The organism is Nocardiopsis dassonvillei (assembly GCF_964273065.1).
GTDB lineage: Bacteria > Actinomycetota > Actinomycetes > Streptosporangiales > Streptosporangiaceae > Nocardiopsis > Nocardiopsis dassonvillei_B.
Window position 1 is genome coordinate 1,409,064 of sequence record NZ_OZ186815.1, and the last position, 24,575, is coordinate 1,433,638.

24 protein-coding genes are annotated in these 24,575 nt (G+C 74.1%); 12 read left to right on the plus strand and 12 right to left on the minus strand.

Annotated features, from left to right (window positions below; all coding sequences use genetic code 11):
* The first annotated feature begins 2 nt into the window (after window positions 1-2).
* Window positions 3-3,221 carry an NACHT domain-containing protein gene (locus ACSUPR_RS06295; protein WP_436890064.1) on the plus strand — a complete coding sequence of 1,073 codons (3,219 nt, stop codon included), beginning with the start codon at window positions 3-5 and terminating at the stop codon, window positions 3,219-3,221.
* A 61-nt stretch (window positions 3,222-3,282) separates the two neighbouring features.
* On the plus strand, window positions 3,283-6,546 hold the full coding sequence (locus ACSUPR_RS06300; protein ID WP_436890066.1) for an NACHT domain-containing protein: 3,264 nt from the start codon (window positions 3,283-3,285) through the stop codon (window positions 6,544-6,546).
* 256 nt (window positions 6,547-6,802) lie between these two features.
* On the opposite strand, the gene ACSUPR_RS06305 is transcribed toward ACSUPR_RS06300, so the two are convergent.
* Window positions 6,803-7,600 carry an SIR2 family NAD-dependent protein deacylase gene (locus tag ACSUPR_RS06305; protein ID WP_436890068.1) on the minus strand — a complete coding sequence of 266 codons (798 nt, stop codon included), beginning with the start codon at window positions 7,598-7,600 and terminating at the stop codon, window positions 6,803-6,805.
* A 174-nt stretch (window positions 7,601-7,774) separates the two neighbouring features.
* Between ACSUPR_RS06305 and ACSUPR_RS06310 the strand changes: the two genes are divergently transcribed.
* Complete coding sequence (locus ACSUPR_RS06310; RefSeq protein ID WP_436890069.1) at window positions 7,775-8,659, plus strand: sulfotransferase family protein; 885 nt, start codon at window positions 7,775-7,777, stop codon at window positions 8,657-8,659.
* A 22-nt stretch (window positions 8,660-8,681) separates the two neighbouring features.
* Here the strand turns inward: ACSUPR_RS06310 and ACSUPR_RS06315 are convergent, their stop codons facing one another.
* The gene (locus ACSUPR_RS06315) at window positions 8,682-9,287 is read right to left on the minus strand and encodes a TetR/AcrR family transcriptional regulator (RefSeq protein ID WP_436890071.1); all 606 of its coding nucleotides are present in this window, start codon (window positions 9,285-9,287) and stop codon (window positions 8,682-8,684) included.
* A gap of 103 nt (window positions 9,288-9,390) precedes the next feature.
* Here ACSUPR_RS06315 and ACSUPR_RS06320 point away from each other — a divergent pair, with 103 nt between their 5' ends.
* A complete protein-coding gene (locus ACSUPR_RS06320) occupies window positions 9,391-10,536 on the plus strand; it encodes a DMT family transporter (RefSeq protein WP_436890073.1) in 1,146 nt (381 codons plus the stop codon).
* On the opposite strand, the gene ACSUPR_RS06325 is transcribed toward ACSUPR_RS06320, so the two are convergent.
* Window positions 10,478-11,026, minus strand: coding sequence for a RidA family protein (locus ACSUPR_RS06325; protein WP_436890074.1), 549 nt, complete (start codon window positions 11,024-11,026; stop codon window positions 10,478-10,480). The two genes, ACSUPR_RS06320 and ACSUPR_RS06325, sit on opposite strands and share 59 nt — an antisense overlap.
* Before the next feature lie 93 nt (window positions 11,027-11,119).
* Between ACSUPR_RS06325 and ACSUPR_RS06330 the strand changes: the two genes are divergently transcribed.
* Window positions 11,120-11,284 carry a hypothetical protein gene (locus ACSUPR_RS06330; RefSeq protein WP_436890076.1) on the plus strand — a complete coding sequence of 55 codons (165 nt, stop codon included), beginning with the start codon at window positions 11,120-11,122 and terminating at the stop codon, window positions 11,282-11,284.
* A gap of 21 nt (window positions 11,285-11,305) precedes the next feature.
* Here ACSUPR_RS06330 and ACSUPR_RS06335 read toward each other — a convergent pair whose 3' ends face one another.
* Window positions 11,306-12,133 carry an aldo/keto reductase gene (locus ACSUPR_RS06335; RefSeq protein WP_436890079.1) on the minus strand — a complete coding sequence of 276 codons (828 nt, stop codon included), beginning with the start codon at window positions 12,131-12,133 and terminating at the stop codon, window positions 11,306-11,308.
* A gap of 212 nt (window positions 12,134-12,345) precedes the next feature.
* On the opposite strand from ACSUPR_RS06335, the gene ACSUPR_RS06340 reads away from it, so the two are divergent.
* Window positions 12,346-13,506, plus strand: a complete 1,161-nt coding sequence (locus ACSUPR_RS06340) for a PucR family transcriptional regulator (protein WP_436890080.1) — start codon at window positions 12,346-12,348, stop codon at window positions 13,504-13,506.
* Window positions 13,507-13,513: 7 nt separating this feature from the next.
* Here ACSUPR_RS06340 and ACSUPR_RS06345 read toward each other — a convergent pair whose 3' ends face one another.
* Window positions 13,514-13,927, minus strand: a complete 414-nt coding sequence (locus tag ACSUPR_RS06345; protein ID WP_436890083.1) for a hypothetical protein — start codon at window positions 13,925-13,927, stop codon at window positions 13,514-13,516.
* A 144-nt stretch (window positions 13,928-14,071) separates the two neighbouring features.
* Here ACSUPR_RS06345 and ACSUPR_RS06350 point away from each other — a divergent pair, with 144 nt between their 5' ends.
* Both ACSUPR_RS06350 and ACSUPR_RS06355 read left to right on the plus strand, forming a co-directional pair.
* A complete protein-coding gene (locus tag ACSUPR_RS06350; protein ID WP_436890085.1) occupies window positions 14,072-15,286 on the plus strand; it encodes a cytochrome P450 family protein in 1,215 nt (404 codons plus the stop codon).
* A 195-nt stretch (window positions 15,287-15,481) separates the two neighbouring features.
* Window positions 15,482-16,078 carry a Dps family protein gene (locus tag ACSUPR_RS06355; protein ID WP_436890086.1) on the plus strand — a complete coding sequence of 199 codons (597 nt, stop codon included), beginning with the start codon at window positions 15,482-15,484 and terminating at the stop codon, window positions 16,076-16,078.
* Window positions 16,079-16,141: 63 nt separating this feature from the next.
* Here the strand turns inward: ACSUPR_RS06355 and ACSUPR_RS06360 are convergent, their stop codons facing one another.
* A complete protein-coding gene (locus ACSUPR_RS06360) occupies window positions 16,142-17,086 on the minus strand; it encodes an NADP-dependent oxidoreductase (RefSeq protein WP_436890088.1) in 945 nt (314 codons plus the stop codon).
* Between the two features lie 65 nt (window positions 17,087-17,151).
* On the opposite strand from ACSUPR_RS06360, the gene ACSUPR_RS06365 reads away from it, so the two are divergent.
* Window positions 17,152-17,592 carry a winged helix-turn-helix transcriptional regulator gene (locus ACSUPR_RS06365; RefSeq protein WP_436890089.1) on the plus strand — a complete coding sequence of 147 codons (441 nt, stop codon included), beginning with the start codon at window positions 17,152-17,154 and terminating at the stop codon, window positions 17,590-17,592.
* 247 nt (window positions 17,593-17,839) lie between these two features.
* Here the strand turns inward: ACSUPR_RS06365 and ACSUPR_RS06370 are convergent, their stop codons facing one another.
* On the minus strand, window positions 17,840-18,271 hold the full coding sequence (locus ACSUPR_RS06370) for a hypothetical protein (RefSeq protein WP_436890091.1): 432 nt from the start codon (window positions 18,269-18,271) through the stop codon (window positions 17,840-17,842).
* 259 nt (window positions 18,272-18,530) lie between these two features.
* Between ACSUPR_RS06370 and ACSUPR_RS06375 the strand changes: the two genes are divergently transcribed.
* The gene (locus ACSUPR_RS06375) at window positions 18,531-19,016 is read left to right on the plus strand and encodes a hypothetical protein (protein ID WP_436890092.1); all 486 of its coding nucleotides are present in this window, start codon (window positions 18,531-18,533) and stop codon (window positions 19,014-19,016) included.
* Between the two features lie 122 nt (window positions 19,017-19,138).
* On the opposite strand, the gene ACSUPR_RS06380 is transcribed toward ACSUPR_RS06375, so the two are convergent.
* The 3 genes from ACSUPR_RS06380 to ACSUPR_RS06390 all read right to left on the minus strand — a co-directional run bounded on the left by ACSUPR_RS06380 (window position 19,139) and on the right by ACSUPR_RS06390 (window position 20,717).
* Window positions 19,139-19,345, minus strand: coding sequence for a DUF5988 family protein (locus ACSUPR_RS06380; protein ID WP_436890094.1), 207 nt, complete (start codon window positions 19,343-19,345; stop codon window positions 19,139-19,141).
* 112 nt (window positions 19,346-19,457) lie between these two features.
* Window positions 19,458-20,204 (minus strand): aminoglycoside phosphotransferase family protein, encoded by a 747-nt coding sequence (locus tag ACSUPR_RS06385; protein ID WP_436890096.1) that lies wholly within the window; start codon window positions 20,202-20,204, stop codon window positions 19,458-19,460.
* Between the two features lie 60 nt (window positions 20,205-20,264).
* On the minus strand, window positions 20,265-20,717 hold the full coding sequence (locus tag ACSUPR_RS06390) for a winged helix-turn-helix transcriptional regulator (protein WP_436890097.1): 453 nt from the start codon (window positions 20,715-20,717) through the stop codon (window positions 20,265-20,267).
* Between the two features lie 96 nt (window positions 20,718-20,813).
* Between ACSUPR_RS06390 and ACSUPR_RS06395 the strand changes: the two genes are divergently transcribed.
* Together ACSUPR_RS06395 and ACSUPR_RS06400 are read left to right on the plus strand one after the other, a co-directional pair.
* Window positions 20,814-22,079 carry an MFS transporter gene (locus tag ACSUPR_RS06395; protein WP_436890098.1) on the plus strand — a complete coding sequence of 422 codons (1,266 nt, stop codon included), beginning with the start codon at window positions 20,814-20,816 and terminating at the stop codon, window positions 22,077-22,079.
* A gap of 10 nt (window positions 22,080-22,089) precedes the next feature.
* Window positions 22,090-22,872 carry a sulfite exporter TauE/SafE family protein gene (locus ACSUPR_RS06400; protein WP_436890099.1) on the plus strand — a complete coding sequence of 261 codons (783 nt, stop codon included), beginning with the start codon at window positions 22,090-22,092 and terminating at the stop codon, window positions 22,870-22,872.
* A gap of 57 nt (window positions 22,873-22,929) precedes the next feature.
* Here the strand turns inward: ACSUPR_RS06400 and ACSUPR_RS06405 are convergent, their stop codons facing one another.
* Both ACSUPR_RS06405 and ACSUPR_RS06410 read right to left on the minus strand, forming a co-directional pair.
* Window positions 22,930-23,808 carry an ABC transporter permease gene (locus ACSUPR_RS06405; RefSeq protein WP_436890100.1) on the minus strand — a complete coding sequence of 293 codons (879 nt, stop codon included), beginning with the start codon at window positions 23,806-23,808 and terminating at the stop codon, window positions 22,930-22,932.
* Entirely contained in the window at window positions 23,801-24,571 is a 771-nt protein-coding gene (locus tag ACSUPR_RS06410; protein WP_436890102.1) for an ABC transporter ATP-binding protein, read from the minus strand. The genes ACSUPR_RS06405 and ACSUPR_RS06410 overlap by 8 nt, the downstream gene beginning before the upstream one ends.
* Window positions 24,572-24,575: the final 4 nt, after the last annotated feature.

Below are 24,575 nucleotides of genomic sequence, written 5' to 3' on the forward strand. Positions count from 1 at the left end.
ACGTGGCCAAGCAGCTGTCCTATGCGGATGCCCTGAAGATCCTGGGAAAGAACGACTCCGAGGTCCTGGACATGGCCGAGAAACTGGCCGACGGAGGACTGAGGGCGCTGGGGGTGCCGGACCTGTTCGGCATCAGGAGCATGGTGGTGGGCGGGGGCCGCAGGGCGCTGGAGGGGGTGCGGGGCAAGCTCAGGGGCGAGAGCCGGTCGTCCCGGACGGAGAAGATCCTGGCCGCCGAGCGGATCCTGGTCGTCGTCTCCTTCTTCGAGGCGGTGGAGGAGGCCTGGGAGCAGGCCGGGATGCCGTTCCCGTTCTCGGACCTGGAGATCACCGCCGAGGAACAGGCCGCCTTCTCCGAGCGGGCTCTGGGCCGCTCGTCCGCACCCGTCGTGCTGCGGACCTCTCCCGAACCGGAACCCGGGGTGGAGTTCGACTACTCCGGGTACACGTCCCTGAAGAACCTCATCCGCTTCGAGGCGCTGCGGGACGACTTCCTGTCGATGGTCGTGGGCCTGTCCGTGTCCGAGGCCCACGGGATCACCGACGTGAACCACGGCGGCCTCCGTTTCCTTAAGGCGCACCTGGCCCGGGCGACCGAACTCCGCTACAGAGAGCACCGCAGGGCGCTCACGGCCGACATACCCGAGTTCGCGATGTGGGCGCACGAGCTGGAACACACCCGTACCCGGGACAGGCTGGACACCGGCCTGGCCGAGGTGGGCCGCCTGCTGGAGTCGATCGCCTCGGACCGCCCGGTGGAGCGGCGGCGGGCGGAACTCTCCGCCCTCTACCGGAGCGTCCTGCACCGGCCGGTCCTGCCCTCGGACGGCGGACCCGCCAGGGGCCTGGTCCTGCCCACGCTCGCGGACGCGTACATCCCGCCGCGCGGCCGCATCACCGTGGACGGGGGCGACGCGGTCCCCTCCTCCGAGAAGTGGTGGTCGGACATCGACGTCACGGACGACATCGCGGGGTTCATCTCCGCCCGCCTCGTCCACCCGCGCGGCACGGAGGCCCCGACCGTCATCCTCGGGCACCCGGGTTCCGGAAAGTCCAAGTTCACCGAGATGCTCGCCGCGCAGCTGCCGCCGTCGGACTTCCTGCCGATCAGGGTGGAGCTGCGCTCCGTCCCGCCCAACGCCCCGATCCCCCGGCAGATCGAGGAGGGCCTGGCCGCGTCCCTGCACACCCGGGTGTCGTGGCGGGAGCTGGCGGACTCCGCCGACGGGGCGCTGCCGGTGATCATCCTGGACGGCTTCGACGAACTCCTCCAGGCCACCGGCGTCGACCGCTCCGACTACCTCGAACAGGTCCAGGAGTTCCAGCGGTACCAGGAGGCCATGGGCCTGCCCGTGGTCGTCATCGTCACCAGCCGCACCGTGGTCGCCGACCGCGCCCGCTTCCCCCACAGGACCGCGGTCATCAAGCTCGAACCCTTCGACGAAGTCCAGATCGACCGGTTCCTCCAGGCGTGGAGGACGGCGAACACCCGGCCCGGAGGCCCCCTGGAGGCGCTGACCACCGAGGTGCTCCTGCGCTACCGCGACCTGGCCGAGCAGCCGCTGCTCCTGGCGATGCTGCTCCTCTACGAGGCCGAGGACGGCGCGCTGCGCCGCGCCGACCGGCACCTCACGCAGGGAGAGCTGTACGAGCGGCTGCTCACCGCGTTCTCCGAACGCGAGGTGCGCAAGCACCGGGCCTCGCTCGACCGGGACGGTTTCGACCGGGCGGTCGAGGAGGAGCTGCGCCGCCTGGAGGTCACGGCGCTGGCGATGTTCACCCGGCGCAGGCAGCACGTGACCGCCGGGGAACTGAACCGGGACCTGGAGGTCCTGATGCCGGGGGGCGTCCACCACGCGGCCGCCCCCGGCCTGCACGGCCGGATCGACCCGGCCCACCAGGTGCTCGGCCGGTTCTTCTTCGTCCACGAGGCACGGGCCCGGACCGGGGACGGGACGGCGAGCGTGTTCGAGTTCCTGCACGCCACCTTCGGCGAGTACCTGGTGGCCCGCGCCGTGGTCGCGGCGCTGGACTACCTGACCGAGACCCGGTCGCTCGCGCGGCGCCGGCGCGGATCGGCGCAGGGGGCCGACGACGGGGAGCTGTACGCGCTGCTGTCGTTCGCGTGCCTGCCCGGCCGGGAGAAGATCACGGACTTCCTGGCCGAGGAGCTGGAGAAGAGGTTCCCGCGGGGGACGGAAGCACGGTCGGGCTGTGCCCGGCTGCTCACCGACCTGTTCCGCGAGGCCCCGTTCCCCCCGGTCGACCGCTCCCACGGCGACTACGCGCCCCAGCGGCTGCCGGTCACCATCCGGCAGGCGAACTACACGGCGAACCTCGTCGTGCTGCTGACCCTGGTGCGCGAGGAGCCGACCGACCTGCGTGAACTGTTCCCGGAAGCGTCCAATCCCCTGGCGGAATGGCGCAACGCGGCGAACCTGTGGCGCACGCTGCAGAGCCCGGAATGGTTCGCCTTCCTCCGTTCGGTGCGGGTGAAGCACCTGGACTCCTGGGACGGGGACCGGCGGCGCACGGTCGTCGTCCGTGATGAGGGTGAGGAGGTGAACGCCGGGGAGTGCATCGGCTTCGAGCTGTACACGGACGTGGACCTGCCGCCGGACGTGCTCGACCCCTACCGGGTGACCGTTCCGTTCGCCTCGACCGCGTCGCGGATGCTGCGCTCCATCTCCATGCGCGTCAACGGCACCAACGCACGCACGGTCCTGGGAGCCCTCCCCTACCTCGCCCGGATCTCCGGGGACCCGGGCGATTGGCTCGTGGACCCGAAGGACGGGCGGTCGTGGCTCGAGATGCACGAGACACTCCGACTGCGCCTGGAAACACCGGAATCGGACCCGAAGGCCCGACTGGTCGGCTACCGCAGGCTGCTCTCCACTCGTTCACTCGGGCGGCTCGAACTCCTCCTGCTGCGTCAGGCCGCCGAAGACGCGTGGTGGTCCGTCCGGGGCGGCATGGACACCGAGCCGCTGCGCCGCACGATCGTGGGCTATCTGAACGGTGTCCGCTCTGTCTCCTCCGAGATCCCCGTGTCATGGGAATCCATGCGGTGGGTCCTGGAATCGTTCCCCGTACCCTTCCTCCCGAGCGAGACGGTGGAACACATCCTCGAGCTCACGAGCGCCCCTCTCATGGCGGCGAGGCTGCGGGGCCAAGGCGGCACGCACACCGTCACCGCTTCTCCCGGCGGCGGGGAGCGCTGACCCGCCGGCCCGCACCCCCACCGCCCCGCTGTTCCACCCCGACGACGGAAGGTCCCCGAACGTGGCGAAGAAGCTCTCCTACGCGGACGCACTGAAGATCCTCGGCAAGAAGGACTCCGACGCCTGGGACCTGGCCGAGCGGATCGCCGACGGCGGCCTGGGCATGCTCGGCGTCCCCGACCTGTTCGGGCTGCGGAGCCTGCTGGTGAGCAAGGGACGCGAGGCCGTGCAGGGCATCCGCGACCACCTCCGGGGCGAGAGCCGCCTGACCCGGACCGAGCGCATCCTCGCCGCCGAGCGCATCCTCGCGGCGGTCGCCTTCCTGGAGGCCCTGGACGAGGTGTGGGAGGCCGCCGACGCCCCGCTCTCCCTGGACGAACTCGGGTTCTCCGCCCAGGACCGGGCGGGCCTGTTCGAGCCCCTGCTGTCGCCCGGTCAGCCAGGCCGGGCCGCCCTTCCCGACCACTGGAACCTCGGCTCCCCCCGGCCGGCCCTGGAGGCCGCGGGCGCCGGGGCGGGGGCCGGGGCGGGGCCTGAGGCCGCCGGGGCGCCCGCGCCCGCGCTCCAGGCGGAGGAACTCGCCCGCCAGGAGTACTTCCACGGCCTGGCCGAGGCCTTCCAGAACGCGGTGCCGCGGGTGGCCGCGGCCCGCGGGCACGGCCTCGACTCCCCCGCCCATCCCCTGCTGGCGGCCGTGGGCGGGGAGCTGGGCCGCCGGTCGGCCGAGCGCTACGGGGAGCTGCACCGCACCCTCGCCGCCGAGGTCCCCGAGTTCGCCCTGTGGGCGCACGAGCGCGAGCACGAGCGCACCCGCGCCGCCGTCGACGAGGGGCTGGGCGAGCTGCGCCGCCTGCTGGCCACCGTCGCCTCGGAGCGCACCGTGGACCGGCGCCGCGAGGAGCTGTTCGCCGCCCACCGGGCGGTGCTGGAGCGCCCCGTGCTGCGAGCCTCCGACGTCCCCGCCGGGCTGGTGCTGCCCTCGCTGGCCGACGCCTACGTCCCCCCGCGAGGGCGCGTCGCGGTCATCACCGCGAACGCCGTCCCCTCCTCCGAGGACTGGTGGGGGCTGCACCCGCCGGTCGACGACCTGGGGGCGTTCATCGCCGCCCACCTGACCCACCCCGACGCCACCGACCGGCCCACCGTGGTGCTCGGCCACCCCGGCGCGGGCAAGTCCAAGTTCACGGAGGTGCTGGCCGCCCGGCTGCCCGCCGCCGACTTCCTGCCCGTGCGGGTGGAGCTGCGCGCGGTGAGCCCCAACTCGCCCATCCACATGCAGATCGAGGAGGGCCTGGCCGCGTCCCTGCACACCCGGGTGTCGTGGCGGGAGCTGGCGGACTCCGCCGACGGGGCGCTGCCGGTGATCATCCTGGACGGCTTCGACGAACTCCTCCAGGCCACCGGCGTCGACCGCTCCGACTACCTCGAACGCGTCCAGGAGTTCCAGCAGCAGCAGGAGGCCATGGGCCTGCCCGTGGTCGTCATCGTCACCACCCGCACCGTCGTCGCCGACCGCGCCCGCTTCCCCCGGGGCACCACGGTCATCAGGCTCGAACCCTTCGACGAGGCGCGGATCGGCCGCCTGGTGGGGACGTGGAACCGGGCCAACGCCCGGCACGCGGGCGCGGACGGGGCGCTGACCACCGAGGCGGTGCTGCGCTACCGCGACCTCGCCGAACAGCCGCTGCTGCTGATGATGCTGCTCATCTACGACGCCGAGGACGGCGCGCTGCGCCGCACCGACCGGCACCTCACGCAGGGGGAGCTGTACGAGCGGCTGCTCGCCATGTTCGCCCGCAGGGAGGTGGACAAGCACCACTCGGGACTGGGCCGGGAGGACCTCGCCGAGGCGGTGGAGGGCGAGCTGCGCCGCCTGGAGGTGGCGGCGCTGGCGATGTTCACCCGGCGGCGGCAGCACGTGAGCGCCGAGGAGCTGGAGCGCGACCTGGAGGTGCTGTTGCCCGACGCCGCCCTGGACCCCGACGACGCGGGGCTGCACGGCCGGATCGACCCGGCCCACCAGGTGCTCGGCCGGTTCTTCTTCGTCCACGAGGCACGGGCCCGGTCCGGGGACGGGACGGCGAGCGTGTTCGAGTTCCTGCACGCCACCTTCGGCGAGTACCTGGTGGCCCGCGCCGTGGTGGCCGCCCTGGAGGAGCTGGACGCCTCCCGTTCGCGGGTCTCGCGGCGGCGCGGACGGGCCAGGCGCGTCGACGACGGGGAGCTGTACGCGCTGCTGTCGTTCGCGTGCCTGCCCGGCCGGGAGAAGGTCCCGGACTTCCTTCTGGAGCTGCTGGAGCGGCGGTTCGCCGACGACCCGGGGCTGCGCGGGGACTACGCGGACCTGCTCGTGGAGCTGTTCCGGGAGGCGCCGTTCCCGGCGGCCAACCGCTCCTACGCCGACTTCGAGCCCGAGCGCCTGCCGGTCACGGTCAGGCAGGCCAACTACACGGCGAACCTCATCGTGCTGCTGGTCCTGGTGCGCGAGGTCGACGACCCGGTGGACCTGCGGGAGCTGTTCCCGGCCCCGGCGGAGCCGCTCCAGGAGTGGCGCAACGCGGTGGGGGTCTGGCGCTCGCTGCAGAACCCGGAGTGGTTCAGCGTGCTGGACACCGTGCGGCTGCGCCACCTGGAGTCCTGGTCCCGGAAGGACAGCCGCAGCGTGCTGTGCCGGGAGGAGGGCGACCCGGTGAACGTCGGCGAGTGCGTCGGGTACGAGCTGCACACCGACGTGGAGGTCGCCCCCGACGTCTACGACCCCTACAGGATGACCATCTCGTTCGACCGGGCGGTCTCCCGGATGCTGCGCTCCGCCTCCATGCGCGTCAACGGCGGCGGGGCCCGCCTGGTCCTGGGCCTGCTCCCCTACCTCGGCGAGGTGCACGGCGACCTGGGGGCCTGGTTCCTGGACCCCGACGGCGGCAGCGCCTGGCTGGAGCCGCACGAGATCCTGAAGCTGCGCCTGTCCCCGCCCCACGTCGACCCCGAGGGCCGCATGGACGCCTACCGGCGCCTGCTCACCTCGACCCAGCTGGGCCGCATGGAGCTGCTGGTGCTGCGGCAGGCCGCCGAGGACCTGCGCTGGCCCGGCACGGCGGACGACGCGGAGTACTCGCCCCTGCGGCGCGTGGTCCGGGAGTACCTGGAGGGGGTCGGCTCCGTGGTCTCGGGGAACCGGCTGGCGAAGGACACCGTCTCGCCCGTGCTGGAGATGTTCCCGCCGGGCTTCCTCCCGGACGGGACGGTGCGGCGGATCGTCGCCATCGTCGACCAGGAGAACCCGGTGCGGGGCAGGCGCACACGGGTGCACGCCCACCTGCGCTGAGCCCTGCCCGGCGGAGCGGCCCGGCTCGCGGTCACCGGGCCCCGCGGCACCGCGCGGCGGCCGGACCCGGGTCCGGCCGTCGCCGGTCGTCCCCGGGAAACCGCCGGGCCGCCGCCGCGTCTCCGCCGCGCCTGCGCGGCGGAGCACAGCAGGGGGCGCGGAGCGCGGCACTGCGGGCGCGGGCGCCGGACCGCGCGGGCGCCCGCCGGACGCGCCCCGGCGGGCGGCCGCCCCGTGCGCCCGCCGGCCGGCCGGGTCAGCGGGACGCGGCCGCCGTCACCCGCGCCACCAGGGCGGGCAGCACCCTCCCGATGGAGTCGTGCACGACCGCCGAGGCGAAGTCGTCGTAGGGCGTCTCCTCGCCGTTGACGATGACCAGCGAGGCCCCCGCCATCATCGCCATGTCGCACAGCCCCGCCACCGGGTGGACCGTCAGCGACGTGCCGACCGCCAGGAACACGTCGCAGTCGCGGGTGGCGTGCGTCGCCGCCAGGATGACGTCGGGGTCCAGGTTCTGGCCGAAGGAGATCGTGTCCGACTTCTGGATGCCGCCGCACTCCACGCACCGCGGGTCGGACTCCTCGTCCAGCCGGGCCAGCACCTCGGGGGTGGGGGTGCGCAGCCCGCAGGACATGCACCGCACCCACAGCATCGTCCCGTGGACCTCCACCACACGCTCGTCGGACACCCCGCCGCGCTGGTGCAGGCCGTCGATGTTCTGGGTGATGAGCGCGCGCAGCCGCCCGGTGCGCTCCAGGTCGGCCAGGGCGCGGTGGGCGGCGTTGGGCTCGGCGTCCCACACCCGGTGGGCCCGGCGCTGGGACCACACCCGGCGGCGGACGTCCACGTCGCCCATGTAGATGGTGATGTCGGACTGGGCCTGGGCGTCGGGGTCGGTGGTCCACAGGCCGTGGGGCCCGCGGAAGTCGGGGATGCCGGAGTCGGTGGACACGCCCGCGCCGGTGAGGACCGTGATACGGTCCGCGGCCTCCAGGAGTTCGGCGGCCCGCTCGAACGCCTGGGGATCGGCGAACGCTGGGGAGTCTGTCGTCATCGCGGCCCTACCTCGATCTTGCGGCGACTTGGTGTCGGCTTTCCTTCGGCTTGGTGGTGGGCGGCCCCGTGCACCCCCTGAACACCCTAGCCTCGGAAAGCACGCGAAGGCGCGCAGGTCCGACACCCTCCGATGCACACGAGAAGGGCAAAGGGTGCGAAAATCAGCACGATCATGAAGCAGCCGTCCTACATCCTCGTGGTCAACGGGACCAAGGTGCAGCGCCCCGTCTTCCTTCTGGGCGCTCCCCACTCCGGTGTCCCCGAGATCGCCCGCGCCCTGTCCCGTGCTCCCGGGTTCCACATGAGCGCGGGCTCCTCCGGCGTGCTCAACGCCGTGTACGCCGTCGCCCGAAGACCCTCGCTGGCCCTGGAGAAGGTCTCGGGCACGGCCAGCCTCCTGCGCGAGGCCTGCGCCGAGTCCTGGCAGCTGACCCCGCTGACCTGCCCGCGCTGCGCGGGGCGCTGGGAGCGGGTGCCGGCCCGGGCCGCAGCCGAGCCGTGCGAGCACAGCCCGCAGGTGACCCGCTACGGTGACGCCAGCCCGGACCTGCTGTTCAGCGCCCGGGCCCTGCAGGCGGCCTTCCCCGACGCCCTGTTCGTACAGCTCATCAGGGACGGGCGGGACGTCATCGCGGAGATGCTGGACGACGAGCGGTCGCTGGCCTGGCTCAAGCCGAGCTTCGCGAAGCTGGACCACGAGTTCCCCAACCACTTCTTCGGGCTGGAGGACCCCTCCGACCTGGAGGCGTTCGGGGAGGGCTCGGTGGAGGCCAAGTGCGCGATGCGCTGGCGGGGCGCGGTGCGCATGTCGGCGGCGCTGCGGCGCGGCATCGACACCGACCGGCTGCTGACGCTGCGCTACGAGGACCTGCACGGCGGCGAGGTGCAGACCGCCAAGCGGCTGCGGGAGTTCACCGGGGTCCGGGTGTCGGCGACGGAACTGCTGATCGAGCGCTCCTGGCGGGTGGGGGTGTGGCGGGAGCGGCTGTCCCGGGACCAGCACGCGGACGTGGTGGAGGCGGCGGGACTGGAGCTGTCCCGCCTGGGATACCTCTGACCCGGTCCCGGCCCGCCCCGGATCAGGGCGCCCCGTGGGCGGTGAGCAGGGTGTCGGCGGCGGCCCGGGCGGTGCGGACGGCGTCGGGCACGCCGGTGACGGTGCGGGTGAGGACGGCCCCCTCGTGCAGCATGGCCAGGCTGTCGCCGAGCCTGCCGGGCTCGCGGGCGTCCGCCTGCCGTGCGAGGTCGGCGTACAGGGCGCGCAGCCACCGCTTCTGCTCCTCGGCCACGGCCCGGCCGGGGTGCTCTGGGTCGGCGAGTTCGGCGTAGGCGTTGACCATGGAGCAGCCGCGCGGGCTCTCCGCCTCGACCCATTCCTCCAGGGCGTCGAAGGTGGCCGCGACGCGCTCGCGCGGGGATGCCGCGGGTGCCAGGCGGGACTCCAGGTGGGCGCGCCAGCGGGCGTCGCGGGCTCGCAGGTAGCGGGCGACCAGGGCGGCCTTGGAGCCGAACCGGTCGTAGACGGTCTTCTTGGTGACCCCGGCGCGTTCGGCGATGAGCTCCATGCCGACGGTGTTGATGCCGCGCGTGTAGAACAGCTCCTCGGCGACGTCGAGCACGCGGCGGGCGGCGGGGGTGAGCGGACGGTCGGCGCGGTCGGCCGGGCGGGCCCCGGTGGCGGTCATGGCCTTCCTCCTCCGGACGGGCGGGCACTACATCGCGAGTATACCGACCGGTGTGTTTACCTGAGGGCCGACGGACGCACACGGACACGACGGAGGTCGGAGGATGCGGTACCCGTTCGCCCCGGTCCTGCTCGCCGCGGGCCTGGTCGTGATGTGGAGCTCGGGGTTCGTGGGTGCCGAGCTCGGCACCCGGTACGCCCCGGCGGAGACCCTGCTCGCCTGGCGGTTCCTGGCGGTCGCCGGCCCGCTGGCCGCCTGGGGCCTGTGGACCCGCCTGCGCCCGCGGGACACACGGCCGCGGCGGGCGCCGCGCGGGGGGCCGCGGTGCGTGCGGCCGGAGGAGGCGGGCCCGCCGGACGGGAGCCCGCGGGACGGGCGCCTGCCCGGCGGGGCGTCCGGGAGCCCCCGGGAGGAGGACCCGCGATCCCGGGCCGGGCGGTCCGCGCGCGGACGGATGACCGGACGGGACGCGGCCGGGCACGCCGTGCTCGGTGCGCTGGCCCAGGCCGGGTACCTGTACGGGGTCTATGCCGCGGCCGGGGCCGGGGTGGCCGCGGGCACGGTCGCGCTGATCGCCGCGCTGCAACCGCTGGCCGCCACGGCCCTGGCGGTGCCCCTGCTCGGGGAGCGGGTCCGGCCCCGCCAGGTCGCGGGGCTGGCGGTGGGGCTGGCCGGGGTCGCCCTGGTGGTGGGCGCGGACCTGCGCGCCCCCGGCGCGGCCCCCTGGTGGGCGTACGCGCTGCCGCTGGGCGCGATGCTGTCGCTGGTGGCGGCGACCCTGCTGGAGCGGCGGCTGCGCCCGGGCGGGACGCCCGTACAGGCGCTGGCCGTGCAGTGCTGTGTGAGCGCCGTGCTGTTCACCGCCCTGGCCGCGGGGACCGGGAGGCTCGTCCCGCCCGCCGACCCCGGGTTCTGGGTGGCCGTCGCCTGGGTGGTGGTGCTGTCGACGCTGGGCGGTTACGGCCTGTACTGGGCGGGCCTGGCGCGGTTCGGCGTGGCCCGGGTGTCGGCGCTGCTGTACCTGACGCCGCCCACGACCCTGCTGTGGAGCCTGCTCATGTTCGGCGAGCCGGTCGGCGCGGGGGCCCTGGCGGGCATGGCGGTCTGCGCGGTCGCGGTCGCCCTGGTGACGGGCGGCACGGCGGGCGGCGACGGCCCCACGGGGCGGTCGGGGCTCAGGCGGGCGGGACTCAGGCGGGCGAGCGCTCACGCAGGTCGTCCGGGCCCCCCGCGTCGGGAGCCGCGGTGACGGCGGGCCCGGACGACTCCTCGATGCCCTCCAGCATCTCCCGGGTCTCGTCGTCCTCCTCCGGCTCGGCCTGGTCGCGGACGTCCGGGACGACCGCGGTGCACACGATCTCCACCAGGGCCTCGGGCTCCATGAGATCGGTCACCCCGACCACGGTCATCGGCGGGTAGTGGCGGCCCATGTGGCGGCGGTACACCGACCCCAGGGTGTTGCTGCTGACCCGGTAGGAGCGCATGGCGGTGGTGTAGATGCGCATGTCGACCACGTGGCCGGGCTCGGCCCCGGCGACGCGCAGCGCCTCCACGACGTTGCCGAGCGCGCGGTCGAACTGCTGGACCACGCCGTCACCGGCCACCACCCCGTCGGTGCGGCGGGCGACCTGGCCGCCGATGTGGACGACCTTCCCCGGTGTCACCACCAGGGCGTGGGCGAATCCCACCGGGTCGGCGAGAGTGAGCGGATTGACGATCTGGTGCGGTGTGCGGTCCACCGGCAGGCCCTTCCGGTCGCGGGGAGGCCCAGCGCCGACCGCGTTCGGACGTCCTCTCGGGGGACCCTCCGTGCGGGCGGCTACGATGAGCCCATGTCGATCACTTTCCTGCTGTCCGCGCTCGCCCTCGTCGCGGTGCTCGCCCTGGTCGCCGCTATCTTCATCGGCGGCGTCGTCTACGTCCTGCGCATGAAGCGCCAGGGCACCGAAGCGACCCTGGCGGGCGCGCGCAAGCGCCGCGATCTGCGGCAGGGCTAGCGTCCGCGGGGCGGCGCGCGGTCAGTCGCCGTCGAACGCGTCGGGGTCGGGCCCCGTCCTGACCCCGGAGTCGAGCGCGCCGATGCGGTCCATCTCCTGCTCGGTGAGCTCGAAGTCGAAGATGTCGAAGTTGGCGCGGATGCGCTCGGGCGTCACCGACTTGGGGATCGCCACGTTGCCGACCTGGATGTGCCAGCGCAGCAGGACCTGGGCGGGTGTGCGCTCGTGCTCCTCGGCGATCCCCAGGATGGTGCGGTCGCCCAGCAGCCGGCCGTGGCCGAGCGGGCTCCACGCCTCGGTGACGATGGAGTGCCGCCGGTCGAACTCCCGCAGCGTCGGCTGGGCCAGCATCGGGTGCAGCTCGACCTGGTTGACCATGGGCGTGATGCCGCCCTCCTCCATGACCCGCTCCAGGTGCGAGATCTGGAAGTTCGACACGCCGATGGCGCGGACCCGGCCCTCGGCGTACAGGTGCTCCAGCGCCTTCCAGGTGGGGACGTACAGGTCGCGGGCGGGCAGCGGCCAGTGGACCAGGTACAGGTCCAGGGTCTCCAGGCCAAGGCGTTCGAGGCTCGCGTCGAAGGCCCGCAGGGTGGAGTCGAACCCCTGGTCGGGGTTGGCGAGCTTGGACGTGACGAACAGGTCGTCGCGCTCGATGCCCGAGCGGCGCAGCGCCTCGCCGACACCGCGCTCGTTGCCGTAGGCCGCGGCCGTGTCGAAACTGCGGTAGCCGACCTCCAGCGCGGTGGTCACCACGTCGACGACCTGCTCGTCGGGGACCTGCCACACCCCCAGGCCCAGCTGCGGGATCCGCAGCCCGTTGTTGAGCGTGAGCTCGGGAACCGTCATCGTTCTCATCGTCGTCATCCCCCGTCGGCCCGTGGCACTCTCGCCGCCCGCCGATGGGCCGTCGGCGGGCCCGCGGCCTCCCCCAGGCCGCACACTTGGCATACTGCCACGACGGACCGTCCCCGCTCTGGTGGCTGCACCGCCGCCCTACGTGCTTTTTACCCGGAGGGCCGGGGTCGGCGCCGCCGATCCGGCGGTCGAGAGGGGTGGACATGGTGCGGGAGCGGCGGGCCGCGGTGGGCGCCGAACTGATGCGGGACCGCGCCGCGCTGGTGGAGCGGATCGTGGCCGAGGTGCACGCGGAGGTGCCCGCCTACCGGGCGCTCCACGGGTCGCAGCTGGCCGAGGTGCGGGCGATCACGGCGTGGCTGGTGACCCGGTCCCTGGAGTTGTGGGCGGCGGGGGAGACCCGGTTGACCGGGGAGGACGTGGAGCGGCTGCGCGGCATCGGCCGCAGCCGGGCGGCCGACGGCCGGTCGATCGGCGCGGTGGTGAGGGCCCACCGGGTGGGGTCGGTGGCGGCGATGCGGGCGGTGGCCGAGTACGCGGGCGACCGGGTCGGCACCGCCGACGTGTTCGCTCTGAGCGAACTGTGGATGACCTCGCTCGACCAGATCTCCGAGAGCCTGGCCGCCGGGCACGCCGAGACCGCCCGCCGGATGGACGCCGACCTGGAGCGGGCGCGGCGCACCTTCCTGGACGACCTGCTCATCGGACGCCAGGCCTCGCGCGGCGCCATCCGGGACCGGGCCCGCACGCTGGGCATCACCCCGCCGGACCCCGGGGTGCTGGTGGTGGCCGAGGGGGGCGGGGCGCCGGTGACGGTGTCGGGCGCCCTGGAGCTGGCGGCGCGGGTGGAGCCCGCCTGCGGCGAACCCCTGGTGACGACGCGGTCGGGGCGGGCGGTGCTGCTGTTGTCGCCCGACGACGCCGGCCGGGCGGCGCGGGCGCTGGACGGCGTCGCCTGGCGGGGGTGCGTCCCGGCGGCGCGGGCGCTGGCGGACATGTCGGCGGCCTACCGGCTGGCGGACGGGGCGCTGGAGACGGCGCCCCCGCACGCGTTCGGGGAGGGCGGGCTGCTGGGCGAGGCCGACGCCTGCGTGCTGGCCCTGCTCAACGGCGGTCCGGTCACCCCGGACGAGGTGCGCCGGGCCGTGCTGGGACCGCTGCTCGCCGAGTCGGGCGCGCACCTGCTCGAGACGCTGCGGGCGTACTTCCGGGAGGGCGCGGCGACCGCGGCCGCCGACGCCCTGCACGTCCACGCCCAGACGCTGCGCTACCGGCTGCGCCGGGTACGGGAGCTGACCGGCCACGACCCGCACCGCCCGTGGTCGCGGTTCGTCCTGGAGACGGCCTGCGCCATCGCCCCCTGAGCCGGGATCACTCCCCGGGCCGCCCGACGACCCGGTCCCGGTAGGCCTGGAACTCCTCCCAGGAGTCCCCGTCCCCCTCGTCGGAGAGGAACCCGCCGTCGGAGCAGTCGAGGGCGCGGCAGTCCAGCAGGCGGGCCAGCCGCAGCGCGGTGGTCACGACGTCCCCGCCGCCGCGGATGTGCAGCATGATGCTCTCGACCGGGTCCTCGGCGCCGATGCCCAGCTCCATCGACCACCCCTCCTCCTCGTCCCGGAGAACGCCCCAGGTGGGATCGGACAGGTCCGCGCCGGGGAAGGCCGCACGGATCCGGTCCAGCACCTCGGCCGCCGGGCCGACGGGCGGCGGCGCGTCTTCCTCGGACAGGTCGGCCACCGACACGGCGTCGTCCGGAAAGCGCATCAGCAGCACGTCCCAGCTCACGGGTCCTCCTTCGACGGGGGTACGGACGGGGACGACGGTAGCGGCCGGGTACGACGGACCGGGTGTCCGGAACCGGCCGCGGGGTGGGCGCGCGAGCGGGTAGGACTCAGGGGTCCCCGCCGGAACACCTGAAAGGCCCCCGGTATGCCCGTCTCCCCTCCGCAACTGCACGGCCCCGAGTTCGAGGCCGACCCGCACCCCGCCTACCGGTGGCTGCGCGAGCACTCCCCCGTGCACCGCGTGGACCTGCCCGGCGGGGCGTGGGCGTGGATCGTCACCCGCCACGAGGACGCCAGGGCGGTGCTCGCCGACCCGGACATGCTCAAGAGCCCGCACGCGGGCAACGAGGTCTGGCGCAGGGCCGGGCTGGGCCTGCCCTACGACCACCGGCCCTCGCTGATGCTCAGCATGGTCAACGTGGACGCCCCCGACCACGCCCGGCTGCGCAGGGCGGCGGGCGCCGCGTTCACCCCGCGCCGGGTGAGGACCCTGGTGGAGCGGGCCGAGCGCATCACCGCGGACCTGCTGGACCGCATCACCGCGGACGGCACGGGCGAGGCCGACCTGGTGCGGGACCTGGCCTATCCGCTGCCCATCGCGATCATCTGCGACCTCCTGGGCGTGCCCGAGGCGGACCGGGCGGAGTTCCACCGACGGGCGGCGGTGATCGACTCGTCGTCCTACGAGGAGATGGAGGCGATCGCCGCCACCACCGACTGGTTCGACTCCTACCTGGGCTCCCTGGTGGACGCCCGGCTGGCCGAGCCCTCCGACGACCTGCTGGGAGACCTGGTGGAGGCGCACCGGCGCGGGGAGATGAGCCGCGACGAGGTCACCTCCTCGGCGTTCCTGCTGCTGGTCGCCGGGCACGAGACCACGGTGGCGCTCATCGGCAACCTGTTCCACCTGCTGCTGGGCCACCCGGAGCAGCTGGAGCGGCTGCGCGCCGACCGCGGGCTGGTGGGCCCGGCGATCGAGGAGGCGCTGCGGATGGAGAGCCCCCTGCAGAACGCCACCTGGCGGTTCCCCCGCCGGGCGACCACGGTGGGCGGGGTGGCGCTGGAGGCGGGCGAGCCGGTGCTGGTGTCGCTGCTGGCGGCCGGGCGCGACCCGGCGCGGTACGAGGACCCCGACTCCTTCGTCCCCGAGCGGGGCGGCTCCCACCTGTCGTTCGGGCACGGCGCCCACTTCTGCATCGGGGCACAGCTGGCCCGGATGGAGGCGAAGGTGGCGGTGAACGCCGTGCTGGACCGGCTGCCCGGGCTGCGGTCCGCCACCGGCGGGGAGGGCCTGCGCTGGTGGCCGAGCATGATCATGCACGGGCTGTTCGCACTCCCTGTCCGGTTCGACCTCGACTGACCGGCCGGGCGGGTCCGGGCCCCGGGCCCCGCCCGGGGCCGGGAAGGAGCGGAGAAGCACGGAAAACTTACTCCGGACCGGCCTGTTATGCGGACTGATCAGGCGGGTAGGGGCGGAGACTGGCAGGCGGAGCCCGACCGTGGGGGAGGGCTCCGGCCGCGAACACGCGTCACATCGACTGGAGGGGGACCAGAGGTGACGACCGCAGACAACAAGTCCGGGACGGCGTCCGAGTCCGGGAGCAGCCAGCCCTGGCTGCACCAGAAGGGCAAGGAGATCCAGGAGTTCGGCACGGTCCGCCAGCTCCCGGTGGGGCTGTCCCACGACGCGCGCATGTACTCGTGCCAGCGGCTCAACCAGGTGCTGTGCGACACGCGCATCCTGCACGACCTGTACAAGAAGCACCACTGGCTGATGCGCGGCCAGACCTTCTACCAGCTGCACCTGCTCATGGACAAGCACGCCGAGGAGCAGCTGGAGCTGGTCGACGCCCTCGCCGAGCGCATCCAGACCCTGGGCGGCGTGGCGGCCGGCGACCCCCGGCACGTCGCCGAGATCACCAACATCCCGCGCCCGCCGAACGGCGTCGAGGAGGTCCCGGCGATGCTCTCGCGCCTGTTGGAGGCGCACGAGACCATCCTGGAGGAGGCCCACGACGCGGCCGCCAAGACGCAGGAGCTGGGCGACGACGGCACCAACGACCTGCTGGTGTCGGACGTCATCCGCAAGAACGAGCTGGAGGCGTGGTTCGTCGCCGAGCACCTGGTGGACACGCCGCTGGTGCGTTCCTAACGGACGGTGTGCGGGGCCGGGTGGCGCGGGGCCCGCGTTCGCTCGGCGCCGGGCCGCCGCCGGTCAGCGCAGGGTGAGGACGATCTTGCCGGTGGTGCGGCCCTCCTGGCCCAGCCGGTGGGCGTCGGCGGCCTTCTCCAGCGGGAAGGCGGCGGCGACCAGCGGACGCAGCAGGCCCTGCTCGGCGAGGTCGGTGATCCGCTCCAGGGCGGCGTGGTCGGGGGCGACCATGACGGTGGTGCCGCGCACCCCGCGGGCCGCGGCGGCCGCGGCGATCTCCGGCAGGGCGAAGGGGTTCTGGAGCCCGATGTAGAGGCCGCCGGGGCGCAGGACGCCCAGTGAGCGCTCCAGGTAGTCGTCGCCGACGCCGTCCAGGACCACGTCCACCCCGGACACCGCCTCGGTGAAGTCCACGGTGGTGTGGTCGACGAGTTCGTCGGCACCCAGGCCGTACAGGGTCTCGTGCTTGGCGGCGCGGGCGGTGCCGATGACGTGCGCGCCCCGCGCCCTGGCGATCTGCACTGCCAGGTGTCCCACTCCCCCGGCGGCGGCGTGGACCAGGACCCGCTGCCCGGCTTCGACGCGGGCGGTGTCCACCAGCGCCTGCCAGGCGGTGAGTGCGGCCAGCGGCAGCGCGGCGGCGTCCACGTGGTCGAGCCCGGCCGGCTTGCGGGCGAAGTGCTGGGCGGGGGCGACGACCTCGTCGGCGTACGCGCCGGGGGTGTCGGGGAAGTTCGGCATCCCGTACACCTCGTCGCCGACGGCGAACCGGGTGACGCCGGGGGCGACGGCGGTGACCACACCGGAGACGTCCCAGCCCTGCCCGAAGGGCGGGGTGTGCCAGTACCCGCTCTCGCGCATCTTCCAGTCGGTGGGGTTGACCCCGGCCGCGTGCACCCGGACCCGGATCCGGATCGGCCCGGGGTCGGGGACGGGCACCTCGACGAGGTCGAGGACCTCCGGTCCGCCCAGGGAGGACTGGCGTACGGCGCGCATCCGCTCTGTCATGCGGCCAGGTTTCCAGTTACGGTATCCCCTGTACAGAAGGCACTTTGGAGAGCTGTAGGTACCTCGTGTATACCACTCCCGACCTGCGTGGACATGGTGGGGCCAACGCCTACCTGCGTGATTGCGCCTCGCGCAGCGCCCTGGACCTGCTGGCGAACAAGTGGGTGTGCCTGGTGGTGGGCGCGCTCGCCCGGAGCCCGATGCGGTTCGGCGCGCTGCGCCGCCTGCTGGACGGGATCACCCAGAAGATGCTCACCCGGACCCTGCGCGACCTGGAGCGGGCGGGGCTGGTGGACCGCGCCGTCTATCCCACGACGCCGCCGCAGGTGGAGTACTCCCTGACGCCGCTGGGCGAAAGCCTGGGCACGCTGATGAGCTCCATCCGCGGCTGGGCGGAGGAGCACATGGGCGATGTGGAGGCGGCCCGCGCCCGCTACGACGAGCGCGCCGCCCGCCCGGTCGAGCCGCTGGATCCGGGAACCGCCCCGGCGTCGCGACGCCGGTAGGCCGGTCGCCGGGGTCCGTACGAAGAGCGCGCCGCCCGCCCGGCCCAGGAACCGGACCCGTCCCGCATCCGCGGCGGCGCGGGACGGGTGTGCCCGGCTTCGCAGGCCGGCGCACCGCCGGCGTGTGGAGCCGGTGGCCCCCGCGGTCACCGCACCCGTACGGCGGCGCCGGACCGGCGGGCCCGCCGTCCGATCGCGCCGCCGCCCGAGGGTGCCCCGGCGCCGGTCGGAGCGGCGGGGCGGAGTGTCAGTCCGCGACGGGCAGGGCGGCCGCGACGAGGTCGCGCTCCCTGCGGCCCAGTCCGCCGAAGACGAGGCGCAGCCCCTGGTCGCCGCCGGGGTGGGAGACCACGAAGGACGAGTTCAGGATGCGGTCCCTGACCGGTGTGCGGACCAGTCCGGCGCGCGGGACGGTCATCAGGTGCGCCCGGGGACGGGAGAACAACGGGTCGGCCTGGAAGATGTACAGGTTGAGGTCGGTGACCGCCAGGTACATCGGCGTGGGGACGGGGATCACGGCCATCCCGCCGCTCAGGGCCGCGGAGGCGGCGGCGAACGCGGCCGTCCGGGCGACGGGGACGGAGCTCAGGTTGACGATGGTCGTCACCTCGACCCGCTCCCCGGGGGCGAGCACGGGGTCGAGGGTCTCCAGCAGCAGGCGGCGGCGTCGGCCGTTCATAGGGGTGCTCCTGAGGGGAGTGCCGACCGGAGGGGTGTTCTCGCTCCGGTGTGGGGGGTCCGGTCCGGAGCACCGTGTGCGCACCCCGGGAAGCGGGCCGGGACGTGGGACTGCGCGTGCGGGGACAGGGGACCGTCAGAACATACTTTTGCACACATAACGGACATCTTTCGCTGTTCTCGGCATTCCCTGCGTCACGCCCGGGGACGGACGCGGCGCTACATTGGTGGACCCTCGAACCGCGACCCCGGAGGATCACGTGGCCCGCATCGGCATCACCGGACACAGCGACCTCGGTGAGGAGACGGCCGCCCTGGTGCGGCGGGCCCTGGACCGGGAACTGGCGGCGTTCGGCGGCGGCCCCGGCCTGGTCGGGGTGTCCTGCCTGGCCCGGGGCGCCGACCAGGTGTTCGCCGAGGCGGTCTGGGAGGCGCGCGGGACCCTGGAGGTGGTCCTGCCGTCGGTGGACTACCGGGAGGCGAAGGTCGGGGAGGCGGAGCGGCACCGGTTCGACGGGCTGCTCATGCGCGCCGCCTCGGTGCGCTTCATGCCCTTCCGCACCGCCGACGAGGAGGCGTACGCGGCGGCCAACACCGCGGTGCTGGCCCGGGTGGAGCGGCTGTTCGCGGTCTGGGACGGCGAGCCCGGGACCGGGAGGGGCGGAACCGCCGACGCGGTGGCCGCCGCCCGGCGCCACGGGGTCCCGGTGCACGTGGTCTGGCCCGAGGGCGCCGTGCGCGGATAGCCCCGGCGGGCGGGCGCGGGCCCGCTGTGCCGGGGCCGTCGGGCGCGGTGAGGGCGAGATCGCCCGTCAGGGCAGGACGGACCGGTGGTCCGGCGATCGGACCACAGCCCGCCGGTCCCGGTTCACCCCGCCATCTCGGTACGGGACGCCCACTCGTAGACGGAGACCCGTCCCTCCGCGGTGTCGGCCTGTCGCGGCGTCGGAACGAAGTGCTCGTACCCGTTGTGGAACGGCAGCTTGAGCTCGTCGCCGGGCCGGTCGACGGGCACGATCCGCTCGTTGAGCTCCTCGGGCCCGCCTTCGAGCAGTACCTTGTCTTCGGTGTCCATGACCGCAGGTTCTCACGGCACACCGGCCTTGACCAGGGTCGACACCCCCTGTGGACGGACCGTTCGGGCCCGGCCCGCAGCGCGCGCCTCCCGGGGCGGCAGGGGCGCGGCCTCACATCCGGGATCTCAGCACGTCGACCTCGCAGCCCGGTGCCCACGGGTCGAAGCCGTGCTCGGCCAGCCAGCGGACCGCCGACAGGCTGCGCAGTGACCACCAGGCGCGGATGACGTCGAGGTCGACGTCGGCCCCGTATCCGGCGACGACGTCGCCGAGGTGCTCCTCGAACCCGAGGGTCAGGATGGCGAGGTCGAACAGGGCGTCGCCCCCGCCCGCCTCGGACCAGTCGATCACGCCGGTGACCTCGTCACCGTCGACGAACACGTGCGAGGGCTGGAGGTCACCGTGGGTGAAGACCGGTGTCCACGGCCGCAGCGCGGCCTCGGCGACCCGGCGGTTGCGGGAGACCAGGTCGGCGGGGAGGAGGCCGGTGGCGACGAGCCTCTCGCATTCGGCGTCGAGGTCCGAAGCGAGCCCGTCGGGGCTCCTGCCGGGCCAGGGCGGCAGCGGGGCCTCGTGCAGCGTCCGCACGGCGGCACCGGCCGCGGCCCACGCCGCGGGCGACGCGCTCGACGGCTCGCCCAGGCGGCCCAGAGCCCTCCCGGGGAGGGCGGCGAGCGCGAGCACGGACGGCTTCCGCCACAGGACCTCCGGGGTCGGGACCGGCGCCCTGGCCATCGCCTCGACCTCCGCCCCGATGCGCGTCCGGTCGGCGTCGACCTTCAGGAACACGTCGCCCACGCGCAGCGTCGTCCGCTCGCTGTGGGCGACGACCACCTCGACCTTCTCCACGTCCTCCACGCCGGCCATTCTCACCGAACGCCCCCCGCATCCCAAGGGGTCTTCGCGGGCGGCACGGTCTCAGGCGCCGGGGTCGGCCACCCTGCGGACGCGGGTGCCGGTGTCGTCCAGGGGTGTGCCGTCGGCGCCGGCGAGGACGAGCGGGGGGACCGGGGCGCCGGTGGCGAGGTCGAGGAGTTCGGAGTGCTCCTCCCCCGGTGCGAAAGCGTGGCGCTCCCCCCACTGGCGCAGGGCCACGACGACGGTGAACAGGTCCCGGCCCCTGTCGGTGAGGACGTACTCGCTGCGGGCGCCGCGGTCGTTGGGCCGCTGTTCCAGGATCCCGGCGGCGGTGAGCGCGCGCAGGCGGTCGCTCAGGATGTTCCGGGCGATGCCCAGTCCGCGCCGGAAGTCGCTGAACCTGCGGACCCCGTCGAAGGCGTCGCGCACGATCAGCAGCGACCAGCGGTCGCCGAGGAGGTCGACGGTCCGGGCGACCGGGCAGTGCGGGTCGGTCCACTCCGGGTCGGGCATGCGGGCCTCCATCTTTTGGTTGCCTTTTGAAACCGAAAAGCCGTAGCCTCTGATTGGTTTCAAACTACTACCGAAAACCATCGAAGGTGGGCGTGTATGGCGGCGTGTACGGCGGAGTGCGCCGGTTCCGGGTCCGCGCAGGCGGACGCGGCGCCGGAGGGCGGGGCCGGGATGACCGGGGCGGCGCGGTGGCTGCTCGCGGTCCTGTGCGCGGTGGCGGTGGCGAACATCTACTACGCGCAGCCGCTGCTGGAGCGGATCGGAGCCGACCTGGGGATCCCCGACACCGGACTGGGGGCGGTGGTGGCCGCGGCCCAGGCCGGCTACCTGGTCGGGCTGGTAGTGCTGGTACCCCTGGGGGACCTGGTGGACCGGAGAACGCTCATCACGGCCCAGACGGCGGCGGCCGCCGTCGGGTGTGCGGCGGTGGCCGTCGCGGGCGGGGGCGCCGTGCTGCTGGCGGGGATGGCCGCGGTCGGGCTGTTCTCGGCGGTGGTGCAGGTCGCCGTGGCGCATGTGGCGGCGGTGAGCGGACCGGCCGAGCGCGGCCGCAACGTGGGGGCGGTGACCAGCGGGGTGGTGGTCGGCATCATCCTGGCCCGGACGGTGTCCGGGGCGGTCGCCGACCTGGCCGACTGGCGGTGGGTGTACGCGGGTTCGGCGGCGCTGGTGCTGGTGCTGGCCGCGGCGGTCCCGGTCCTGCTGCCCGCGCCGACGGCCCCCGGACGCGGGTCGGGGGGCGATTACAGGCGGGCGGTGGCCTCGGTGTTCACCCTGACCGCGACCGACCGGGTGTTCCGGGTCCGCGCACTGGTCTGCCTGTTCCTGTTCGCGTCGTTCGGGGTGCTGTGGAGCGGGATGGCGCTGCCGCTGGGCGCCGGGCCGTGGCACCTGTCGACGGCGCAGATCGGACTGTTCGGGCTGGCGGGGCTGGCGGGAGCGCTGGGCGCCGCACGGGCCGGGCGGTGGGCCGACCGGGGGCGGGGCGAGGCCGTCACCGGATGGTCGCTGGCGGCGTTGGTGGTCTCGTGGGCGTTCGTCGGGCAGGCCGCGCACTCGCTCGTGTGGTTCGCGGTGGGGGTGGTGGTGCTGGACTTCGCCGTGCAGGCCGTGCACGTGACGGGCCAGCACCGCATCGTCGCGGCCGACCCGGCGTCGAGCGGCCGGATCATCGGGGCGTACATGGTGTTCTACTCGCTGGGCAGCGCCCTGGGCGCGGTCACCGCCGCGTGGGTGTACGCGCAGGCGGGGTGGGGCGCCGTCAGCGTGCTGGGCGCGGCGTACGGCGGGGCCGCACTGGCGGTGTGGTCGGCGGACCGGTGGCTCCCGGGACGCGACCCCTATTTTCGACTTAAACGGTAGGATTTACCGGGTGGAACTCCTCGTGGCCGCTCTGGCCGGATTCGCCGTCGCCGCGTGCACCGCCCCCGTCGGCGTCTCCGGGGCCGTCCTCCTGCTGCCCGTGCAGATCGGGGCCCTGGGCATGCACGGCCCACAGGTGAGCGCCACCAACCTGCTCTACAACGTGGTGGCCGCCCCGGCGGGCATCGCCCGGCTCGCCCGGTCCGCGCACGGGAACGGCGCGGAGGTGCTCGCCGTGACGGCGGCCGCCGTGCCCTGCGCGGTCGCCGGCGCGGCGGTGCGGGTCACCTGGCTGTCGGACCCGCTGCTGTTCCGCGCCCTGCTCGGCGTGCTCCTGTTCGGTACGGGGGTGCGGCTGCTGTCCCCCTCCCGCCGGGGGCCCGCTCCCCCGCGCCCCGAACGCGGAGGCCGCCGTCTGCTCGCGGCCGCGGCCGGCGGCGCGTCCCTCCTGGGCGCGGCGGTGGGCATCGGCGGCGGCTCCCTGCTGTCACCGCTGCTCATCGGGGTGGCGGGCTGGGCCACCGCACGGGCCGCGGTGGTGGCGCTGACCACCACGTTCACCACCTCGGTCGTGGGACTGACCGCCTACACGGCCTTCGACCGTCTCGGCTTCGGCGCCGCCCCGGCCGCCCCGGACTGGGAGACCGGCCTGGCCCTGGGCGCGGGCGGGGCGCTCGGCTCCCTGGTGGGCATCGCCCTGTCCCGCCGGGTGGACGAGCGGCCGCTGCGCCTCCTGCTGGGCGCCCTCGTCTGCCTCACCGGTGCGGTCCACCTGGCGGGCCTGCTCTCCTGAGCGTCCCCGGAACACGCGTGGGCCGCCCCGGGGGTCCCGGGGCGGCCCGCGGCGCGGTCACGCGGTGATGCCCCAGCGGCGGAGCAGGGCGCGGTCGGCCCAGTTGAAGAACACGTCGATCATGATGCCGATGACCAGCACGATGATGATGTACGCGAGCAGCCGGTCGGCGTCGTTGAGCTGGCGGGCCTGGCTGAGCGCCCAGCCGATGGAGTTCTGCTGGTTGATGATCACCAGCAGCTCGCCCGCCATGAGCGAGCGCCAGGCGAACGCCCACCCCTGCTTGAGCCCGGTGACGAACATCGGCAGCGCCGCCGGGATGATCAGCAGCGAGTACCGCTGCACCCCGCGCAGCCCCATCACCTGTCCCGCGCGCAGCAGCGTCGGCGAGACGTAGTCGATGCCCGACACGAGTCCGCCCGCGATGGACGGGGCGGCGCCCAGCACGATGACGAACATGATCGCCGACTCGCTGATGCCGTACAGCAGCATCGCGAACGGGAACCACACGATCGACGGCATGGTCTGCAGGCCGGTGATGAGCGACCCGATGGCCGCCCGCAGCGGTTTGAACTGCGACACCGCCAGCCCGACGACCACGCCCACGGCCAGGGCCAGCGCGAACCCGGCGAGGGCGCGGCGCATGGTCACCTGGACCGCCGTCCAGAACTCCGGCGTGGTGACCTCGGCGAACAGGGTCGGCAGCACCCGGTCCGGGCCGGGGAAGACGAACTCGGTGCGCCACCCCGACCACACCACGGCCTGCCAGGCGGCCAGCACCAGCACGACCGCGACCAGCTTGGGCCAGGTCGCCGACCACAGCACGCGGGCCCTCGCCCCGAAACCGGTCTCTCCGGCCCCGCGCGCGGGCTGGAGCTCCAGGGCGTCGAGCCCGTGGACCTCGCGGTCCCGGTCCCTCACGTCGCTGTCAGGCATGGCGGGAGACCTCCTGGCGGAGCCGGTCGGTGATGGCGGCGGCCTGGGCCGCGATGGTGGCGGAGTCGATGCGGCGGGGCCGCTCGCCCTCCACCGCGAACTCGGAGATGACCCGGCCCGGACGGCTGGAGAGCAGTACGACCCGGTCGCCCAGGCGCACGGCCTCGCGCACGTTGTGGGTGACGAAGAGGACGGTCAGGCCCTTCTCCTGCCAGATCCGCTCCAGTTCGTCGTGGAGGATGTCGCGGGTCATGGCGTCCAGGGCCCCGAAGGGCTCGTCCATGAGCAGCACGTCGGCGTCCTGGGCCAGGGCCCTGGCCAGGGCGACGCGCTGGCGCATACCGCCGGACAGCTCGTGGGGCTGCTTGCGCTCGAACCCGCTCAGGCGCACCAGGTCGAGGAGTTCGCCGACCCGCCGCCGGCGCTCGGCCCTGGGCACCCTGTTGACCTTCATCGGCACCTCGATGTTGGCGCCGACGCTCAGCCACGGGAACAGCGCGGCCTCCTGGAACATCATGGAGACCCGGTGGCCCCCGACGTCCACGGTGCCGGAGGTGGGCCGGTCGAGCCCGGCCACGAGGGAGAGCAGGGTGCTCTTGCCGCAGCCGGAGGCCCCCACGATGGCCAGGAACTCCCCGGCTCCGACGGTGATGGACATCCCGTCGATGGCGGTCACGGCGCCCTTGCCGTGGCCGAACACCTTGGAGATGCCGTCGATCTCCACGGCGGCGGTCCGCGGGGGCGTGTCGGTGATGGCGGTCATCAGG

Bases quoted from the DNA above. Each gene is read 5' to 3' on its own strand.
- ACSUPR_RS06390 (WP_436890097.1), bottom strand. From the start codon at position 20,717: ATGCCCGACCCGGAGTGGACCGACCCGCACTGCCCGGTCGCCCGGACC.
- ACSUPR_RS06405 (WP_436890100.1), bottom strand. From the start codon at position 23,808: ATGCCTGACAGCGACGTGAGGGACCGGGACCGCGAGGTCCACGGGCTC.
- ACSUPR_RS06330 (WP_436890076.1), top strand. From the start codon at position 11,120: ATGTCGATCACTTTCCTGCTGTCCGCGCTCGCCCTCGTCGCGGTGCTC.
- ACSUPR_RS06320 (WP_436890073.1), top strand. From the start codon at position 9,391: ATGCGGTACCCGTTCGCCCCGGTCCTGCTCGCCGCGGGCCTGGTCGTG.
- ACSUPR_RS06410 (WP_436890102.1), bottom strand. From the start codon at position 24,571: ATGACCGCCATCACCGACACGCCCCCGCGGACCGCCGCCGTGGAGATC.
- ACSUPR_RS06335 (WP_436890079.1), bottom strand. From the start codon at position 12,133: ATGACGGTTCCCGAGCTCACGCTCAACAACGGGCTGCGGATCCCGCAG.
- ACSUPR_RS06395 (WP_436890098.1), top strand. From the start codon at position 20,814: ATGGCGGCGTGTACGGCGGAGTGCGCCGGTTCCGGGTCCGCGCAGGCG.
- ACSUPR_RS06315 (WP_436890071.1), bottom strand. From the start codon at position 9,287: ATGACCGCCACCGGGGCCCGCCCGGCCGACCGCGCCGACCGTCCGCTC.
- ACSUPR_RS06305 (WP_436890068.1), bottom strand. From the start codon at position 7,600: ATGACGACAGACTCCCCAGCGTTCGCCGATCCCCAGGCGTTCGAGCGG.
- ACSUPR_RS06360 (WP_436890088.1), bottom strand. From the start codon at position 17,086: ATGACAGAGCGGATGCGCGCCGTACGCCAGTCCTCCCTGGGCGGACCG.
- ACSUPR_RS06380 (WP_436890094.1), bottom strand. From the start codon at position 19,345: ATGGACACCGAAGACAAGGTACTGCTCGAAGGCGGGCCCGAGGAGCTC.
- ACSUPR_RS06310 (WP_436890069.1), top strand. From the start codon at position 7,775: ATGAAGCAGCCGTCCTACATCCTCGTGGTCAACGGGACCAAGGTGCAG.
- ACSUPR_RS06350 (WP_436890085.1), top strand. From the start codon at position 14,072: ATGCCCGTCTCCCCTCCGCAACTGCACGGCCCCGAGTTCGAGGCCGAC.
- ACSUPR_RS06340 (WP_436890080.1), top strand. From the start codon at position 12,346: ATGGTGCGGGAGCGGCGGGCCGCGGTGGGCGCCGAACTGATGCGGGAC.
- ACSUPR_RS06370 (WP_436890091.1), bottom strand. From the start codon at position 18,271: ATGAACGGCCGACGCCGCCGCCTGCTGCTGGAGACCCTCGACCCCGTG.